Origin of the sequence: Maricaulis parjimensis (assembly GCF_016817355.1) — a bacterium.
GTDB classification, from domain to species: Bacteria; Pseudomonadota; Alphaproteobacteria; order Caulobacterales; family Maricaulaceae; genus Maricaulis; species Maricaulis parjimensis.
Map to the genome: position 1 here is coordinate 200,406 of NZ_JADOTT010000004.1, position 18,157 is coordinate 218,562.

Sequence of the window (18,157 nt, forward strand, 5' to 3'; positions counted from 1 at the left end):
GCTGCCGCCAGTTAGGCCCTTTCATGGGCGAAAATACCAAAACGTCGAATGGTCGATCAGATTAGGGGAGAAACATGACCTTGCGCGCACATATGATGGATTGTCCGTTGATGATTTCGGACATCCTTGTCCATGCAGCCAAGTGCCATGGTGACCAGGAAATCGTGTCCCGCCTGCCTGAGAGCGGCACGATCCACCGTGAAACCTATGCCGAGGCCCACGAGCGCACCAAGCAGCTCGCCAATGCCCTGACGAAAAAGCTCAAGATCAAGGAAGGCGACCGCGTCGCCACCATCGCCTGGAATTCACACCGGCATTTCGAGCTCTACTACGCCATTTCCGGCGTGGGTGCCGTCGTGCACACAGTCAATCCGCGCCTCGATCCCAAACAGATCATCTGGATGCTGGATCACGCCCAGGCCAAGGCCGTCTTCTTCGACAAATCCTTTGCTCCGATCGTCAATGCGATCGCCAAGGCCTGCAAGTCGGTGAAGAATTGGGTGCTGATGACCGACAAGACCCATTCCGATGCGGTCGACGTCAAGCACAAGACCTATGAAGAACTGATCGCCGACCAGTCCACCGATTTCGACTGGCCGGTCTTCGACGAATATGCCGCTGCCGGCCTGTGCTACACATCCGGCACCACGGGTGATCCCAAGGGCGTGCTCTATTCGCACCGTTCCAACGTGCTGCACGCCATGGCCACATCGGCTTCGGACGTGGTTGGGGTGGGTGCCCGCGGCGTGATGATGCCGGTCGTGCCCATGTTCCACGTCAATGCCTGGGGCGTGCCCTATGCGGCGCCGATGAACGGTACAAAACTCATCATGCCGGGCGCCCAGCTTGACGGTGCCAGCCTGCATGAACTCATCGAGAGCGAGGATGTCAGCTATGTCGCCGGTGTTCCGACCGTCTGGCTCGGCCTGCTCAATTATCTGGAACAGGAAGGCAAGCGCATCGACAGCGTCCAGCGCGTGCTGATCGGCGGCTCCGCCCTGCCGGAATCCCTGCTGCGCGCTTACGAAGACAAGTATGGCGTCGTCATGCAGCAAGGCTGGGGCATGACCGAGATGAGCCCGCTGGGCACGGTCAATGTCCTCCTGCCCAAGCAGGAGAAGCTCGATCGCGAAGAGCAGATCAAGATCAAGCTGAAACAGGGCCGTCTGGTCTTCGGCGTCGGCATGCGTGTCGTCGATGATGAAGGCAAGGAACTGCCCTGGGACGGCAAATCCTCCGGCCATGTCCAGGTCCGCGGTCCGTGGATCGCCTCGGCCTATTACCGTGGCGCTGGTGCCGAGAGCTTCACCGATGATGGCTGGTTCCAGACCGGCGATGTCGCCCATCTGGACGGCAATGGATTCATGACCATCACCGACCGCTCCAAGGATGTCATCAAGACCGGCGGCGAGTGGATTTCCTCCATCGACCTGGAAAACGCCGCCATGGGCCATCCCGATGTCGCCATGGCCGCCGCCGTCGGCATGCCGCACCCGAAATGGCAGGAGCGCCCGCTCCTCGTCGTCCAGGTCAAGGACGGTGCCGAACAGAATGCCGAGAGCATTCTGGACTATCTGCGCGGTGAAGTGCCCAAATGGTGGGTGCCGGATGCTGTCGAATTCATCGACGAAATGCCGATCGGTGCCACCGGCAAGATCCTCAAGACCAAGCTGCGGGAAATCTACAAGGATTACGAATTCCCGAGCGTCGAGGCCTGATCCGGGCCTCACAAAAACAGACAAAGCCCCGGTCCTTCGACCGGGGCTTTTTTGTGGCGCAGCTGGGGGGACAAAATCCCGTCTGTTCCCCCCTGCTCCTCCCTTGTGCCCCGCGGCAGACGCTCATACATTCATATCGAAATTCGATAATACGGAGCAGTCGAGATGGAGATCGTGATGTTGGGTGGTGTGGAGACGGGAATTGCGGCACTGGTCGTTTTCTTCCTGCCGGCCCTGATCGCCTTGCTGCGCGGACATGACAATACGTTCGCGATCTTCCTCACCAATCTGCTCCTGGGTTGGACCGGGATTGGCTGGCTTGTCGCCCTGATCTGGTCTTTCACCGCCATCCGCAGACGCGTGCGGGCCTAGAGGGTTGCCCACCCTGAACGAAGGAACCGGTCCCTGCCTCACTCCCGGACCTTCACGGCATACGCGTCCCGACAGACATAACGGTTGGTCGGAAATCAGACGCCCGGATCGCCCCAGATCCGGGCGTTCTTTTTGCCCGTCAGACGGGCCGGTGCAGCTTTCAATTAGACATTCATCAAAATAACTCTTGCCTTCATTTCGATAATTAGCTAATCTTCTACTCATGAACTGATCCGCGCGAAAACGCGCACTTATCGCAATCCGGCCACCCCCGAACGGAGACCGCCCCAACGGGCGAACGGGTCCGGCTTGCCTGAACACAGGAGACTTGAATGGCTCACACTTTCAAACTGGCTACGGCCATGACGCGGACCGCCCTGATGATCGGCCTGGGCCTGGCTGGCCCGGCGCTCGCCCAGGATGACCGTTCGGGCGATTGGCTGGGCACGCTGACCACGCCGAATGGCGCGCTGCGCCTCATGGTGCATGCCCGCGAAACCGATGATGGCGCCATGACCGCAACACTGGAAAGCCTCGACCAGGCGCCCGGACAACGCATCCCCATGTCCGCCTTCCATATCGATGACACAGAAATGCGGTTCGAGATCAGCGCGCTCGGCGCCAGCTATCAGGGCGAATGGGATGCCCAGGCCGGGCATTATGATGGCGAATTCACCCAGGGCGCGACGCTGGAGCTGGACTTCGCCCGCCCCGAAACCGTTCCTGTCGTCGTGATCGACGGCCTGGACGGCAGCTGGACCGGCCAGCTCGACCGCGAAGCCATCCAGCTGGAATTCACCCTCAATATCGAAACCGGCGAAGATGGCACGATTGCCAGTCTGGATTCGGTCACCCAGGGCGCCTATGGCATTCCGGTCGCCGGCCTGGAACGCGAGGGCGACACGGTCCGTTTCCGCATTCCGGCCGCCAATGTGACCTATGAGGGTCAGCTGGACGCGGATGGCCGCGCCCTGACGGGCAGCTGGCAACGCCCGGGCTTTGACGATGCCGTCGTGCGCTTTGAGCGCCAGTCGATGGAAGTGGAACAGCCCAACCGCCCGCAAACGCCCGTCGCCCCCTTCCCCTATCGCGCGTTCGACGTGCGCATCGACAATCCGGCGGCCGAGGGTGTCACCCTGGCCGGCACGCTGACCCTGCCCCAGGGCGAAGGCCCCTTCCCGGCAGCCGTCCTGATCTCAGGCTCGGGCCCGCAGGACCGCAATGAAACCGTCTGGACGCACCAGCCCTTTGCCGTTCTGGCCGACCATCTCACCCGCAATGGCATTGCCGTGCTGCGCTATGATGATCGTGGCTATGCCGAATCCACCGGCGATTTCGCCGCCTCGACCTCCATGGATTTCGCCAGCGACGCACAGGCCGTCACGGACTGGCTGCGCACCCAGCCCGTCATCAATGCGAACGCAATCGGCCTGATCGGCCATTCCGAGGGCGGGCTGATCGCCCCGGTTGTTGCCGCAGACAATCCGGACATCGCCTATATCGTCCTGCTCGCCGGGCCGGGTACGGACGGGCAAGAGATCGTGTTGGACCAGTCCATCGCCGCAGCCCGCGCCTCGGGCCGCAGCGAGGCGGATCTGGAACGTTTGCACGGCATTGTCCTGCAGATCACCGACGCCGCCCGCACAGCCCCGGATGAAGCCGCCGCCCGCGCCGCGCTGGACGAGATCCTGACGCCCGACGTGCTGACCTTCCTGGGGGCCACGCCGGACCAGAAATCCCTTTTCATCAGCCAGAATGTGCGGGCCTGGCAGCGCGCCTTCCTGAACCATGACCCGGCGGATTATCTGGGTGATGTGGACCAGCCGGTCCTGGCCCTCAATGGTTCCCTGGACCTGCAAGTCGTGCCAGGCCCCAACCTGGCCGGCATCGAAGCGGGCCTTGCCCATAATGGCGATGTCACGCTGATGGAATTGCCCGGCCTCAATCACATGTTCCAGACCGCCCAAACCGGCACGATCCCGGAATACGCCCGGATCGAGGAGACCTTCAATCCGCAGGCCCTCGCCCTGATCGAAGACTGGATCAATGCGCGTTTCGGACGGTAGCCGGACCGTCGAACCCGCACATGAAAGGGCCGGCTCATCGAGCCGCCCTTTTTTTGGTGTCAGAGCCAGGACGTGATGTCGCTCAGTGATTTCTTGATCAGCGCATGTTCCGGCACGGTCGCATGCTTGGCCGGATAGCCGCCGACGATCAGCATATAGGGCTTCTCATCAACCGGACGTTCGCAGACCTGATTGAGGAAACGCATCGGATTGGGCGTGTGGGTCAGGGTCACCAGTCCGGCCTCGTGCAGGGCCGCCAGCAGGAAGCCACAAGCAATGCCAACGCTTTCATTGATGTAGTAATTCTTCTTGGACTGGCCGGCCTTCTCGCCGCCGCGCTTCTGGGCGAAAACGGCAATCAGGACAGGCGCATGCTCCAGGAAGGGCTTGTTGGCATCCGTGCCCAGCGGGGCCAGGGCTTCCAGCCATTCATCCGACGCCTTGCCGGCATAGAAGGCCCGTTCTTCCGCTTCGGCGGCTTCGCGCAGGGCGTGGCGCTTGGCAGGGTCCTGGATGACGGCGAAATGCCAGGGCTGGTGATTGGCACCCGACGGGGCCGAACCGGCCGCCAGGATGGCCTGTTCGATGATGGACTTGTCCACCGGCCGATCATCGAAATCACGCACGGTGCGGCGGCGGCGCAGATTCTCGGAGAATTCCGTCACCCGCGCGGACATTTCTGCTTCGGGATATTCGATGAACCCTTCCAGAGGGACGCGTTTTTCAGCGGACATGATCAACCCCAGTCCAGCACGACCTTGCCGGATTTACCCGAGCGCATGGCCTCGAAACCCTTGGCGAATTCATCGGCCTTGTAGTGGTGGGTGATAATGCGGGAGACATCCAGACCGCTCTCCAGCATGGCGATCATCTTGTACCAGGTCTCGAACATTTCCCGGCCATAGACGCCTTTCAGCGTGATCGCCTTGAGGACAAGCTGGCCGAAATCGACCTCGATCGGCTTGGCGGGCAGGCCCAGCATCGCGATCTTTCCGCCCATCACCATATTGTCGAGCATGGAGCCGAAGGCCTTCGGCGCGCCGGACATTTCCAGCCCGACATCAAAGCCTTCCGTCATTTTCAGCTCGGCCCGGACATCATTCAGGTCTTCCTTGGAGACATCCACGGTGCGGATGTTCGGGGCGACCTGGCTGGCCAGGTGGAGACGGTGGGTATTGATATCGGTCAGCACGACATGACGGGCACCGACATGGCGGGCAATCGCGGCGGCCATGATGCCGATCGGACCGGCACCGGTGATCAACACATCCTCGCCGATCAGGTCGAACTGGAGCGCCGTATGCACGGCATTGCCGAGCGGATCGAGGATCGCCCCCATTTCATCCGATACATCAGAAGGCAGGGGTACAACATTGAAAGCCGGGAGTTTCATGTATTCGGCGAAAGCGCCGGGGATGTTCACACCCACGCCCATCGTGTCGGGATCCAGGTGGAAGCGTCCCGCCCGGGCGGCGCGGCTGGACGCGCCCACGACATGGCCTTCACCAGAGACGCGCTGGCCGACTTTGACGCGGGTGACATTGCCGCCCACCTCGACGATCTCGCCGGAATATTCATGGCCGACCACCATGGGTGTCGGCACGTTTTTCGCGGCCCAGTCATCCCAATTATAGATATGGATATCGGTGCCGCAGATGGCGGTCTTGCGGATGCGGATAAGCACGTCGTCCGGACCGATCTTCGGTGCGTCGACATCTTCCATCCAGATGCCTTCTTCCGGTTTGGCTTTGACCAGCGCTTTCATGGACTTCCTCGGGATTGGGGTTGCGGCCGCGTCTATCGGCGGCGCTTTTTATGACCCAGAACATACATCACCGCAGCGACGGGAAAAGTGAGCATGAAGGGGATCAGCACAAGCGACATCAGTTCCGCCGCTATCCCCGCGCCTGTCCCCGTCATGACCGCCACCCAGCAGGCGCCCAGCGACAGGGCTGCGAGGGTTGGCGGGATGGCCAGAATGGGCCGTTTGGCCAGGAAAAACAGGATGGCGAGCCAGCCGGCATAGGCGGCGATCAGCCCCCATTTGATCCAGGTGTCTATGCGCAGCATTTCCACCCGCAGGGGCAGAAAACTATCCAGAGCAAAACTCGCAATATCCAGCGCCGGCGAGGCCTCGGCCAGCGCGTCTTCGCCCAGACAATCGCGCAGGACATAATCCCCGGCCCGCTCCGGCGGGATGGTCGCCTCATTGCAGACGGGGTTCTCGATCTCGTCGAGAATGGCATTCATCGTGGCGTTCTCCTGCCAGTCGGCGGGAATCGTCGCCAGCGCCAGACCTACCCCGATCAGGGCCAGGAAATTGCCGCGCAGGGCCAGTGCCATGAAGAAGCTGGCGGCCATGCCGGCATAGGCGACGGGGAAGAACCAGTCGAGAAACTGGACATGGCGCAAATAGGTCCGCATCTCCGCGCCGGCTTCGCCCTGCAGGAAGGCGAGATGCTCCACCCGTGTGGCGAATTCAAAGGCGAGGATGGGTGTCTTGAACCCGTCCTGCAGCGGTGCGGCGGGTTCCGGCGGCGAACCGAACAGGGCCAGCGGAAAGGCCAGTGTCAGAACGGCCAGTAGAAGCGTGAGCCCGAAAACCCACAGGCTTGCCTTGATACGCATGCGGCCCCATCCCCCAATGAAGAGTTGCACGGGGAATGAGGCCGCAAGCCAGAGTTCAGGTCAAGCAATGCCTAGCCGACAGCGCCATTGGCCGGCGGGAAAATGCGGGCCAGCGGGCCCTCGCTCGGCAGCGGCGTCAGCAGGATCTTGCGGACCGGGTTCCAGGCCGCGCCCAGCAGGACAACAATCCCGCCCAGGACCAGCATGGTCACCGCGACGACGGCACCGACACCCAGACCGGACGAACCGACCAGGACACTGATGGCGACACCGGCAGTCAACAGGCCGGACACGATCAGGGCGCGGCGATTGATCAGCAGGGAGATCACGGCGAAGACGCCAATCACCGCCAGGGCAATCGCGGCCAGACCGGTCGCTTCAGCCCCGTCATTGGCCATGGCAGCCAGCAGGGAGAAGGCTTCCGGGTTCTCGAAATCGGCTTCCGAGAAGCTCCAGCCCAGCTGGGCGACATTCAGCACGGCCGTCAGCAGGATCGGGGCGGCAAAGAAGTGCAGCCAGAAGGCCGTGCCCGAAATGCGCGTATTGCGGTCCGGGTCGCGGCTGTCGAACATGATGCCCGCCAGCAGCAGGGCGGCACCGGCGGCGACATTGACGGCCGGCATCCAGATGATCGTGGTGTAGGGATCGATCGTGAAAACCGTGGCCACGGCCAGACCGACCAGGCCGACGCCCGTCAGGCCACCCGCGAAGGGCAGGCGGAAATTCAGATAATAGGCGATCATCGGCGCCAGGGCTGCCAAGGCGGCGACAATCGGCAGGATGCGGACCCAGACCGGCAGGGCATTGGCGACAGCCAGTACGGCTTCCCGGCCGAACTCCATGTCCTCGACAGGCGCCACGGCGGCTTCCAGCGAGGCTTCGCTGATGCCGACACCGTGGATCAGGAACTGCACATAGGCCCAGACCAGGACGATCATCGAGGCGACGGCGAAAGCGCCGCTCAGCACGATCCCGGGCAGGATGCGGCGTTGCTTGCCGACCAGCAGGGCGGACAGCGCCCAGACGATAACCGCGATACCGCCGATCAGGCCCATCAGCACGGCCTGCCAGCCCTGCTCGCCTTCCGGCAGATCCAGCGAATTGAGCACCTGGACTGCGCCGGCACCCAGCCCGCCCAGCAGGATCAGCACGCCGATCGTGGTGAAGATGTCGTGGAAATTATTCAAGAAGGGCAGCATTTCGTCCTGGGGACGTGCTGCCAGGTTTTCCGTCGTGTTCGAGTCCGTCATGGCTCCCCTCCAAACAGGTTACCGTTGTGATGCCCCCAAGCGATCAAACGGATGCAAATTCGCCTGATTGGCGAACCACACACCCTCACTGTCTACGCCGCTTTGTAGCAAGGGTCACCGGGAATGAAGCCAGGCCTGTCCCCTCAAACGGAAACGGCCGGCCCGTGAAGGACCGGCCGCACCGCTGTGTGTTTCGCCTATTGGGCGATGTGGCGGCTGGCTTCCAGAATGGGAAGTCCGGCCTCGGTCGGGATGTAGATCACATCCTGCGCGTTCTCGCCGAGCGACTGGATCCACAGATAGCGCAGATAGCCATCCGGCCCGCCCAGCCCTTCCGCCACAATGGCATTGGCTTCCGCCACACCATGAGCGCGGGCAATCTCGGCCTGGGCATTGAGCTCTTCAGCTTCCAGGCGCGCCTGGGCTTCCAGAACGGCAATGCGGCGGTTCTGCTCCGCCCGCACCAGTTCGGCGCGGCCTGCCAATTCCTGCTGCCAGACCCCGTATTGGGGCAGGCCCCACATCAGTCCGGCGATGAAGACGGCGGCAATCGCCGCACCCGTCACAAGAATACCAATTCTCATGGACGTCCCTCCTTTGAAATCTCATGAACACGGACAGATTAGCCTGTCATAGCAGGTCATTTCAGAGGGAATGGAAACGTTTGAATCCGGGAGGGATTGGACAGTCTGCAATCCGGGAGGGAATGGAAGACCGGGAATCCGGGGTCAGGCCCGGCCCGACACCTGGCAGAGCTCGCCGGCCACCGCTTCGCCGATCGCCAGCGATCCCGTCAGGCCCGGGCTTTCAATCCCGAACAGGGTGATCAGGCCCGGCAGTCCATGCACCGCCTGGGTGTCGATCCGCCAGTCCGGCATGGCCTCACCGGGTCCGTGCAGCTTGGGGCGGATGCCCGCATAATCCGGCACCAGCGCCCCGTCCGGCAGGTCCGGCCAGAAACGCCGGATCGTGTCGTAGAAAGCGTCCGCGCGCGCGGGATCGACGCTGTAATCTTCTGCCTCGACGAATTCCAGATCAGGCCCGAACCGCCCCTGCCCGCCCAGATCGCGCCGGTAATGCGTGCCCAGCGCGCCGGGGATCGGCAGCGGATAGACCAGATGCTCAAAGGGCGCCTTGCCGGTCAGGGCGAAATAAACGCCCTTGCCATAATGCAGTTCCGGGATCTGTGCGGCCGGATAATCCGTGATCATCGCTGCCGCCGCCTGCGCGCCCAGTCCGGCGGCAATGACCAGATAGCGGCAGACGACTTCGGTGGCCTGATCACCGCCCGTGCGCACCACGAACCCGCCTTCCGGACGCGCCTGCGCCCCGGCAAAAGGCGTGTTGAGCGCGATGGCACCGCCCCGGGCACTCAGCTCTCCGGCGAGCGCTTCCATATAGGCATGGCTGTCCATCACCCCGCTCTCCGGGGAGAGCAGCGCCGCCTCGGCGCGCAGGCTGGGTTCCAGCTCGCGGGCTTCATCACCGGAGATCAGCTTCATGCCCGGCACGCCATTGGCTTCGGCCTGCTGCAGGATGAGCTGCAGGCGGGGCACTTCGTCGGGCTCGGTGGCCACGACCAGCTTGCCGCATTTGGCGTGATTGACCCGGTGCAGATCGAGGAAGGAATACATCAATCCCCGCCCGATATTGCAGAAACGCGCCTTCAAAGAGCCGGTCGGATAGTAGAGCCCGCCATGGATGACCTCGGAATTGCGCGAGGACACGCCCTGGCCTATCCCCGCTTCGCGCTCGAGGACAATCGTCTCATAACCCCGCGCCGCAAAGGCCCGCGCACAGGCCAGACCGACCGCTCCGGCCCCGACAATGATGGCATCCGTTTCAAACGCCATGACACCTCAATCCATGCGCAAACACCGCGCATTTTAATGTAATCGCGCCAACGGCCATGCGTCACCCCGCAGACGGGGTCCGGATCAGTCCGCTGCGGCGCGGAAGCTGTCCCGCGCATGCGCTTCGCCGTGCAGGATCACCGTGTCGATCCGGTTCCAGGCCGTCACATCCTCCAACGGATTGGCCTCCAGAAGAAGCAGATTGGCGATCTTGCCCGGCTCCAGCGTTCCATAATCCGCATCCAGTCCAAAACGGCGCGCATTATTGATCGTGCCGGCCTCGAAAATGGCCTGCGGCGACACACCGGCTTCCGCCATCAACAGGATTTCCCGATAGGTGCACAGGCCGGGCTGGTTGGCATGGTTCGGGCTGCCGGGGCAGTCGGAGGCCAGCAGCAGCGGATGACCGGCCTGGTGGAGATAGGCCGTGGCCTGCTGGTCCCGCCGGATCGCGAACCCCATGATGTCGGCCATCTCCTCGCGCGGCATGGCGGGCGGGAAGTCCGACGCCAGTTCCTCGGTGAAGAAATCCGAACCACCAGCGCGGTAGAAATCCATCAGGGCGGACGGCACGACCGGAAGCAGATCCGGATCATCCAGCGAACCGGGGCGCAATTGCGCGGAAATCCCGCTCATCACCATCAGGGTCGGCATATAGCCGGTGCCGGATGCTGCCAGACGGTCCAGGGTTTCCACGACCGGCGGGTCGCCCTCCGGCCAGTTCCAGTTCCACAGACCATGGGCGAGAATGTCCAGCTCGGCGTCCAGGGCGATCTGGTACATGTCGATGGCATTGGCATGGGCCAGCACGGGCAAGTCCCGGGCATGGGCGGCCTCGCGGATCTCGCCGAGGGTTTCGGCGTCAAAGACCGGCCAGTCACTCGCCGCACCGAACCCGTCCTCGATATAGAGTTTCACGCAGATCGCGCCGTCTTCCACCATCCGGTCGACCAGCGGACCGGCGGCTCCGGCCTCATCCGGATCGAGTTCATAACTGTGCAGACCGGCCTCGGCGCCCTCGTCCTGCTGATTGCCGGGATAGCCGCCCGGCGTGGGGATTTCCCCGCAGCGGAACAGGTCCGGCCGCACGTCCGAGGCTTCAAAATCGCGCCAGGCATTGAGCGGCGAGGGATCGAGGATCTGGGTCACACCATGATAGAGCAGGCTGCGCGGCTGCTGGTCCATGTAGAGCGCGACGAGATCGGGATTGTCCGCCGCGACCGTGATCCCGGCCGGACCCATGCCGGGAACCAGCGAGACATGATGGTGCGCATCCATCAGGCCGGGCACGAGATAGCGCCCCGCCCCGTCGACAATCTCCACCCCGGTCGGCAAATCGGCATCGGCCGTCAGGATCGCCTCGATCCGTCCGTCCCGGATCCAGACAGACTGGCCGGCCAAAGGCGCCTCGCGTTCCGGCGAGATGAGAACAACATCGCGCAACACCCATCCATTATCGGCCTGGGCGCTGCAGGCAGCGAGGCAGGCGGGGACCAGGGCGGCCAGAATACGTGTCATCATCATCTCCCATGCGTTCGGACCGCAGGGGATCGGTGATCAAGCCCCGCAACTCAACACAAATAGTTGTAATATTTCAGATATCTGACCGGGGTCAGATCACACCCAGCTCCTTGCCGACCTTGGTGAAGGCGGCGACGGCGCGGTCGATCATTTCCGGCGTGTGGGCGGCGGACATCTGGGTGCGGATACGGGCCTGGCCCTTGGGCACGACCGGGAAGAAGAAGCCGATCACATAGACGCCCTCGCCCATCAGCTTGGCCGCCATGTCCTGGGCCAGTTTGGCGTCGCCCAGCATGACCGGAATGATCGGATGCTCGCCCGGAAGGAGGTCGAAACCGGCCTCCGACATGCCCTTGCGGAAACGTTGGGCATTGTCGAACAGGCGGGCCCGCAGATCATCGCCCCCGGCCACCAGCTCCAGCGCCTTCAGCGAAGCACCGGCAATCGCCGGAGCAATGGAGTTGGAAAAGAGATAGGGGCGCGAGCGCTGGCGCAGCATGTCGATGATTTCCTTGCGCGCCGCGGTGAACCCGCCCATCGCGCCGCCCAGCGCCTTGCCCAGCGTGCCGGTGATGATGTCGATCTCGCCCATCACACCGCAATGCTCCGGCGTGCCGCGCCCCTTGGCGCCCATGAAGCCGTGCGCATGGCAATCATCCACCATGGTCATCGCGTCATAGCGCTTGGCCAGGCTGACGATCTCGGGAAGCTTGGCGATATAGCCATCCATCGAGAAGACGCCATCGGTGACGATCAGGATGTGGCGCGCGCCATCGGCCCGGGCCTGTTTCAGCTGGGTCTCCAGATCATCCATGTCCGAATTGGCATAGCGATAACGCTTCGCCTTGCACAGGCGCACGCCGTCGATGATGGAAGCATGGTTGAGCGCGTCGGAAATGATCGCATCCTCCGGCCCCAGCAGCGGTTCGAACACGCCGCCATTGGCGTCAAAAGCGGCCGCATAGAGGATGGCATCCTCCTGCCCCGTGAACTCCGCGATCTTGGCTTCCAGCTCCTTGTGGAGGTCCTGCGTGCCGCAAATGAAGCGCACCGAAGCCATGCCGAAACCATGACTGTCCAGCGTATCCTTCGCCGCCTGGATCAGCGCCGGATGATTGGCGAGGCCGAGATAGTTGTTGGCGCAGAAATTGATGACATGGCTCTCCTGCCCGTCCGCCGTCACATCGATCTCGGAGAACTGCTCCGACGTGATGATCCGCTCGCGCTTGTACAGCCCGTCCGCCTCGATCTGGGCGAGCTCGGCTTTGAGATCAGAGAAAAACGCGTCGGACATGAAGGGGCTCCTGCGGATGAGTCGGGGTTTGGGGCGTTCTATCCACCCACCATGAGCTTGTCATCCCTGGGCCTATATCCTGGCCTCCAATCATCCAAACACCGTCATCCCCCGGCTTGTCCGGGGGACCTGAGCTCACCCGTCGTCAGGATGGATGAGGTCCCCCGGATGCCCTGCGGGCACCGTGGGATGACGGGTCAGAGGTGTAGAGGGAGAAGGAGTTGGATCACACCGACGGCAGGTCCAGCCCTTGTTCCTTCGCGCAATCCTTGGCGATGTCGTACCCCGCATCGGCATGGCGCATCACGCCTGTGCCCGGATCATTCCAGAGCACGCGGCCGACGCGTTCGGCGGCTTCCGGCGTGCCGTCGGCCATGACGACCTGGCCGGAATGCATTGAATAGCCCATGCCGACGCCGCCGCCATGATGCAGGGAGACCCAGGTGGCGCCGGATGCGGTGTTCAGGAGGGCATTGAGCAAGGGCCAGTCGGCGACGGCGTCGGAGCCGTCCATCATGCCTTCGGTTTCGCGGTTCGGGCTGGCGACGGAGCCTGAGTCCAGATGGTCGCGGCCGATCACGACCGGGGCTTTCAGTTCGCCCTTTGCGACCATTTCATTGAAGGCCAGGCCGAGCTTGTGGCGCTCGCCCAGGCCGACCCAGCAGATGCGCGCCGGCAGGCCCTGGAACTGGATGCGCTCGCGCGCCATGTCGAGCCAGCGGTGCAGATGCGGATTGTCCGGGATGAGTTCCTTCACCTTGGCGTCGGTCTTGTAGATATCCTCCGGATCACCCGACAGGGCCGCCCAGCGGAAGGGGCCGATGCCCCGGCAGAAGAGCGGGCGGATATAGGCCGGCACGAAACCGGGGAAATCGAAGGCGTTGTCCAGACCCTCATCGAAGGCCATCTGGCGGATATTGTTTCCGTAATCCACGGTGGGAATGCCCTGGGCGTGGAAATCCAGCATCGCCTTGACCTGGATGGCCATGGAGGCCTTGGCCGCCTTGGCAACCGCCTCCGGATCGCTCTCGCGCTTGCTCTCCCACTCATCCAGCGTCCAGTTCAGCGGCAGATAGCCGTTTACCGGGTCATGGGCGGAGGTCTGGTCGGTGACGATGTCCGGACGCACGCCGCGCTTGACCAGTTCCGGGAAGATCTCGGCGGCATTGCCCAGCAGGCCGACAGAGACCGCCTCCCCCTTGGCGCAGGCTTCGTTGATCATCGCCAGCGCTTCGTCCAGCGAGGTCGCGCTCTTGTCCAGATAACCGGTCTTCAACCGCATCTCGATCCGGCTGGGCTGGCATTCCACGGCCAGCATGCTGGCACCCGCCATGGTCGCGGCCAGCGGCTGGGCCCCGCCCATACCGCCCAGACCACCGGTCAGGATCCATTTGCCGGTGAGATCGCCATTGTAGTGCTGGCGTCCGGCCTCCACGAAGGTCTCATAGGTGCCCTGAACGATGCCCTGCGATCCGATATAGATCCAGGACCCGGCCGTCATCTGGCCGTACATCATCAGACCCTTTTTATCGAGCTCGCGGAAATGCTCCCAATTGGCCCAGTGCGGCACGAGATTGGAGTTCGCGATCAGCACGCGCGGGGCGTCCTTGTGGGTGCGGAAGACACCGACCGGCTTGCCCGACTGGACCAGCAGGGTCTCGTCTTCCTTCAGGCGTTTCAGCGTGGAGACGATGCGGTCAAAGCTCTCCCAATCCCGAGCGGCACGGCCGATCCCGCCATAGACCACGAGTTCTTCCGGCTTCTCGGCCACCTCCGGGTCGAGATTATTCATCAGCATGCGCAGCGGGGCTTCGGCGGCCCAATGCGTGGCGTCGAGTTCGGTGCCGTGCTTGGCGCGGATGATGCGGGAATTGTCGCGGCGGGTCTGGGTCACTACTTCACCTCTCCGGAATACAGCATGGCAGCGGCATCCAGGGCCGCCTTGATCGTGTCTTTCAGGGCCGCGCGCAGGGCGTCGGCCTTGGTCTCGTCAAAGGCCCAGGGGGCGCTTTCGGTTTTCATGTAGGCGGACTGGGCCAATTCCATCTGCAGGGCGTGGACATTCTGGCTGGGCCGGCCATAGGCCCGCGTGATCCAGCCGCCCTTGAAACGGCCATTGACGATGGAGGCGTATTCCTCGTGATCCATCATGGCTTTCACGGCCCAGCGCTCGATCGTGCGATCACAGCTCTCACCACCATTCGTGCCCAGATTGAGATCCGGCAGCACGCCCTCGAACAGGCGCGGCACTTCGGACGCGATGGAATGGGCATCCCAGAGCAGGACATAGCCATGCTCCATGCGGGTCTGCACGATCAGCTCGGTCAGGGCGCGGTGATAGGGGTCGTAATACTCAAAGCGCCGCTGCTCGATCTCGTCTTCGTCGGGCTCTTGGCCGTCCTTGTAGATCGGCGTGCCATCAAACAGCGTGGTGGGAACCAGCTCCGTCGTGGCCTGGCCGGGATAGAGCGAAGTGCCGGTGGGATCACGATTGAGATCAATCACATAGCGTGAAAAGTTCGCCTTGATGACCGAGGCCTTGAAGCCGGAGAGGAAGTTGTAGAGCTGCGGCACATGCCAGTCCGTATCGGGCAGGCCCCGGCCCTCGCCCGTCAGGCGCGCTTCAAGACCCGGCGACAAGGCCGTGCCCGAATGCGGCATGGAAATGATCAGCGGGGAATGTCCCCGGTGCAGCTCAAAAACGTCCATCAGACGATCCCCGGAACCTCGCCCGCCGCCGCTACCAGCCCACCGCCGGCAACCAGATCGCGGGCTGCTTCGATATCGCTGGCAAAATAGCGGTCATCGCCATAGGCGGGAACGGCCTCGCGCAAGCTTATCCGCGCTTTTTCGAGCCGGGCGGAGGATTGCAGGCCGAGATGGAACTCCATCCCCTGCACCGCGCTGAGCGCCTCGATACCGACCACGGCATGAAGATTGTCCGCCATTTTCAGAAGACGGAAGGCGCCATGGGTGGCCATGGAGACATGGTCTTCCTGATTGGCCGAGGTCGGAATGCTGTCGACCGAGGCCGGATAGGCTTTCTGCTTGTTCTCCGAGACCAGGGCAGCGGCCGTGACATGGGCGATCATGAAGCCGGAATTGATACCCGGATTGGGTGTCAGGAAGGCCGGCAGGCCGGAGACGGCCGGATCGGTCAGAAGCGCGATACGCCGCTCGGAGATCGAGCCGATCTCGCAGGCGGCCATGGCGATCTGGTCGGCGGCGAAAGCGACCGGTTCAGCGTGGAAATTGCCACCGGAAATGGCTTCGCCCGTATCGGTGAAGACGAGCGGATTGTCGGTCACGGCATTGGCCTCACGCTCCAGCACCTGCGCGGCCTGGCCGAGCAGATCCATCACCGCGCCCATCACCTGGGGCTGACAGCGCAGGCAGTAGGGATCCTGGATCTTGTCGCAATTCTCATGGCTGGCGAGGATGTTCGATCCGTCCAGCAGCGCCCGCAAACTACCGGCCACGGCGATCTGGCCGGGATGGCCGCGCAGGCTGTGAATGCGCGGATCAAAGGGCGCAACCGAGCCCTTGGCCGCTTCCACGGAGAGCGCGCCGGAAACAAGAGCCGCCTGGAAACCGGCCTCGACGCCGAACAACCCGGCCAGAGCCAATGCTGTCGAGGTCTGGGTGCCATTGAGCAGGGCCAAGCCTTCCTTGGGGCCCAGCTGGAGCGGTTTCAGACCCGCCTTGGCCAAGCCTTCAGCGGCCGGCAGGCGTTCGCCCTTGTATGTCACCTCACCTGCCCCGATCAGGGCCGCGGACATGTGGGCCAACGGCGCGAGATCGCCAGACGCACCAACCGAACCCTGGGAGGGGATGACCGGCAGGCAGTCGGCATCCAAAAGGGCCTGGATGCCCTCAATCGTGGTCCAGCGCACACCGGACGCGCCGCGGCCCAGAGAGGCCATTTTCAGCGCCAGGATGAGGCGGACAATCGGCGCCGGCAGCGGGTCGCCAATCCCGGCGGCATGGGAGAGGACAAGGCGCTCCTGCAGCGTCGCCAGCTCATCATCCGCGATCCGCGTCTGGGCCAGCTTGCCGAAACCGGTATTGAGACCATAGACGGCCTGACCGGAGGCGATGAGATTATCGACCGTCTGCGCGGCCGCATCGACCTCGGTTTTCGCCGCCGGATCAATCGTGACCGAGGCACCGCGATAGATCGCGGCCCAGTCCGTCAGGCGCATTTCGCCCGGTTTCACGACAACAGATGTCACAGCCATTCTCCTCCGAGGATACGGCCATGCAGGGGCCGTTTTCCCATCCATTGCACCAGCTCGGCCGGGCGTTCGATGTCCCAGATCGCCAGATCGGCCATCTTCCCCGGCTCCAGGGTTCCGATCTCGTCCAGCTTGCCCAGGGCCCGCGCCGCTTCGCGCGTAATACCGGCAAAGGCCTCTTCCACGGTGAGGTGGAAGAGCGTGCAGGCCATGTTGGCGGCCATCAGCAAGGAGACCATGGGCGAGGTGCCCGGATTGGCATCCGTGGCTACCGCCATTTTCACCCCCGCCGCGCGCATCGCCTCGACCGGCGGACGCTGGGTCTCGCGCAGGGCGTAGAAGGCGCCCGGCAAGAGCACGCCCACCGTGCCCGCCTTGGCCATGGCCGCGATCCCGGCCTCATTCGTGTATTCGATATGGTCCGCCGACAGCCCGCCGAATTCAGCGACCAGCTGGGCCCCGCCGGTATCGGACAATTGGTCGGCATGGAGTTTCACCGGCAGATCGGCTGCCTTGGCCGCAATGAAGAGACGACGTGTCTCTTCCGGGCTGAAACCAATGCCCTCGCAATAGGCATCCACCGCCTCGGCCAATCCGGTCTTGGCAATCTCGCGGACCAAGGGAATGCAGACCTCGTCGATATAATCGCCCGAACGTCCCTCATATTCCGGCGGCACGGCATGGGCGGCCAGCAGGGTCGGAACAATCCGCATGCCCGAGGCCAGGCCAACACCCCGCGCGGCTTTCAGCTGGGCCAGCTCGGCTTCAACCGTCAGCCCATAGCCCGACTTGATCTCGATCGTGCCGACACCTTCGGCCGCATAGGCATCCAGCCGCGTCAGGGCGAGCGCTGCCAGTTCGGCAGCCCCGGCCTTGCGCGTCGCGGTCATCGTCTTGCGGATACCCCCGCCCTCACGCGCGATGACTTCATAGCTCTCGCCCGCCAGCTTGCGCTCATACTCGTCCGACCGGTCACCGGCGAAGACGAGATGGGTGTGACAGTCGATCAGGGCCGGCGTGACCCAGCGGTTTTCCAGATCCTCGGTGATATCCGCCGTGCCGGGAATTTCATCCATCGGCCCGACCCAGGCGATCTTGTCGCCGGAAATCCCGATCGCACCATGACCGATCTCGCCATAGGGCGTGCCGGTCTCGGCCAGGGTCGCAATCCGGGCGTTGGTCAGCAATCTGTCGAAGTGCATCGCAGGCACCCTTTGCAA

General features: G+C 63.3%; 15 protein-coding genes. 3 read left to right on the forward strand and 12 right to left on the reverse strand.

Features of this window, described 5'->3' with window-relative positions:
• Positions 1-74 precede the first annotated feature (74 nt).
• The 3 genes from I0K07_RS08555 to I0K07_RS08565 all read left to right on the forward strand — a co-directional run bounded on the left by I0K07_RS08555 (position 75) and on the right by I0K07_RS08565 (position 4,156).
• Complete coding sequence (locus I0K07_RS08555; protein WP_203292423.1) at positions 75-1,718, forward strand: long-chain-fatty-acid--CoA ligase; 1,644 nt, start codon at positions 75-77, stop codon at positions 1,716-1,718.
• A 165-nt stretch (positions 1,719-1,883) separates the two neighbouring features.
• Entirely contained in the window at positions 1,884-2,090 is a 207-nt protein-coding gene (locus I0K07_RS08560) for a superinfection immunity protein (protein ID WP_203292424.1), read from the forward strand.
• Between the two features lie 332 nt (positions 2,091-2,422).
• Positions 2,423-4,156 (forward strand): alpha/beta hydrolase family protein, encoded by a 1,734-nt coding sequence (locus tag I0K07_RS08565; RefSeq protein WP_203292425.1) that lies wholly within the window; start codon positions 2,423-2,425, stop codon positions 4,154-4,156.
• A 59-nt stretch (positions 4,157-4,215) separates the two neighbouring features.
• Here the strand turns inward: I0K07_RS08565 and I0K07_RS08570 are convergent, their stop codons facing one another.
• The 12 genes from I0K07_RS08570 to hutI form a co-directional block, all read right to left on the reverse strand.
• On the reverse strand, positions 4,216-4,890 hold the full coding sequence (locus I0K07_RS08570) for a nitroreductase family protein (RefSeq protein WP_238934694.1): 675 nt from the start codon (positions 4,888-4,890) through the stop codon (positions 4,216-4,218).
• 2 nt (positions 4,891-4,892) lie between these two features.
• Complete coding sequence (tdh, locus tag I0K07_RS08575; protein WP_203292426.1) at positions 4,893-5,921, reverse strand: L-threonine 3-dehydrogenase; 1,029 nt, start codon at positions 5,919-5,921, stop codon at positions 4,893-4,895.
• Positions 5,922-5,953: 32 nt separating this feature from the next.
• Positions 5,954-6,784: a hypothetical protein gene (locus tag I0K07_RS08580; RefSeq protein WP_203292427.1), complete on the reverse strand. Its 831-nt coding sequence runs from the start codon at positions 6,782-6,784 to the stop codon at positions 5,954-5,956.
• Between the two features lie 71 nt (positions 6,785-6,855).
• The gene (locus I0K07_RS08585; RefSeq protein WP_203292428.1) at positions 6,856-8,034 is read right to left on the reverse strand and encodes a hypothetical protein; all 1,179 of its coding nucleotides are present in this window, start codon (positions 8,032-8,034) and stop codon (positions 6,856-6,858) included.
• 197 nt (positions 8,035-8,231) lie between these two features.
• Positions 8,232-8,618, reverse strand: a complete 387-nt coding sequence (locus tag I0K07_RS08590; protein WP_203292429.1) for an SPFH domain-containing protein — start codon at positions 8,616-8,618, stop codon at positions 8,232-8,234.
• Positions 8,619-8,762: 144 nt separating this feature from the next.
• On the reverse strand, positions 8,763-9,887 hold the full coding sequence (locus I0K07_RS08595; protein WP_203292430.1) for an NAD(P)/FAD-dependent oxidoreductase: 1,125 nt from the start codon (positions 9,885-9,887) through the stop codon (positions 8,763-8,765).
• A gap of 84 nt (positions 9,888-9,971) precedes the next feature.
• Entirely contained in the window at positions 9,972-11,405 is a 1,434-nt protein-coding gene (locus I0K07_RS08600) for an amidohydrolase family protein (RefSeq protein ID WP_203292431.1), read from the reverse strand.
• Positions 11,406-11,499: 94 nt separating this feature from the next.
• On the reverse strand, positions 11,500-12,702 hold the full coding sequence (gene kbl, locus I0K07_RS08605) for a glycine C-acetyltransferase (RefSeq protein WP_203292432.1): 1,203 nt from the start codon (positions 12,700-12,702) through the stop codon (positions 11,500-11,502).
• A 226-nt stretch (positions 12,703-12,928) separates the two neighbouring features.
• Positions 12,929-14,596 (reverse strand): urocanate hydratase, encoded by a 1,668-nt coding sequence (hutU, locus tag I0K07_RS08610; RefSeq protein ID WP_203292433.1) that lies wholly within the window; start codon positions 14,594-14,596, stop codon positions 12,929-12,931.
• Positions 14,596-15,411, reverse strand: coding sequence for an N-formylglutamate deformylase (gene hutG, locus I0K07_RS08615; protein ID WP_203292434.1), 816 nt, complete (start codon positions 15,409-15,411; stop codon positions 14,596-14,598). The genes hutU and hutG overlap by 1 nt, the downstream gene beginning before the upstream one ends.
• Positions 15,411-16,934 (reverse strand): histidine ammonia-lyase, encoded by a 1,524-nt coding sequence (gene hutH, locus I0K07_RS08620; protein ID WP_203292435.1) that lies wholly within the window; start codon positions 16,932-16,934, stop codon positions 15,411-15,413. The genes hutG and hutH overlap by 1 nt, the downstream gene beginning before the upstream one ends.
• A complete protein-coding gene (gene hutI, locus I0K07_RS08625; RefSeq protein WP_203292436.1) occupies positions 16,931-18,139 on the reverse strand; it encodes an imidazolonepropionase in 1,209 nt (402 codons plus the stop codon). The genes hutH and hutI overlap by 4 nt, the downstream gene beginning before the upstream one ends.
• Positions 18,140-18,157: the final 18 nt, after the last annotated feature.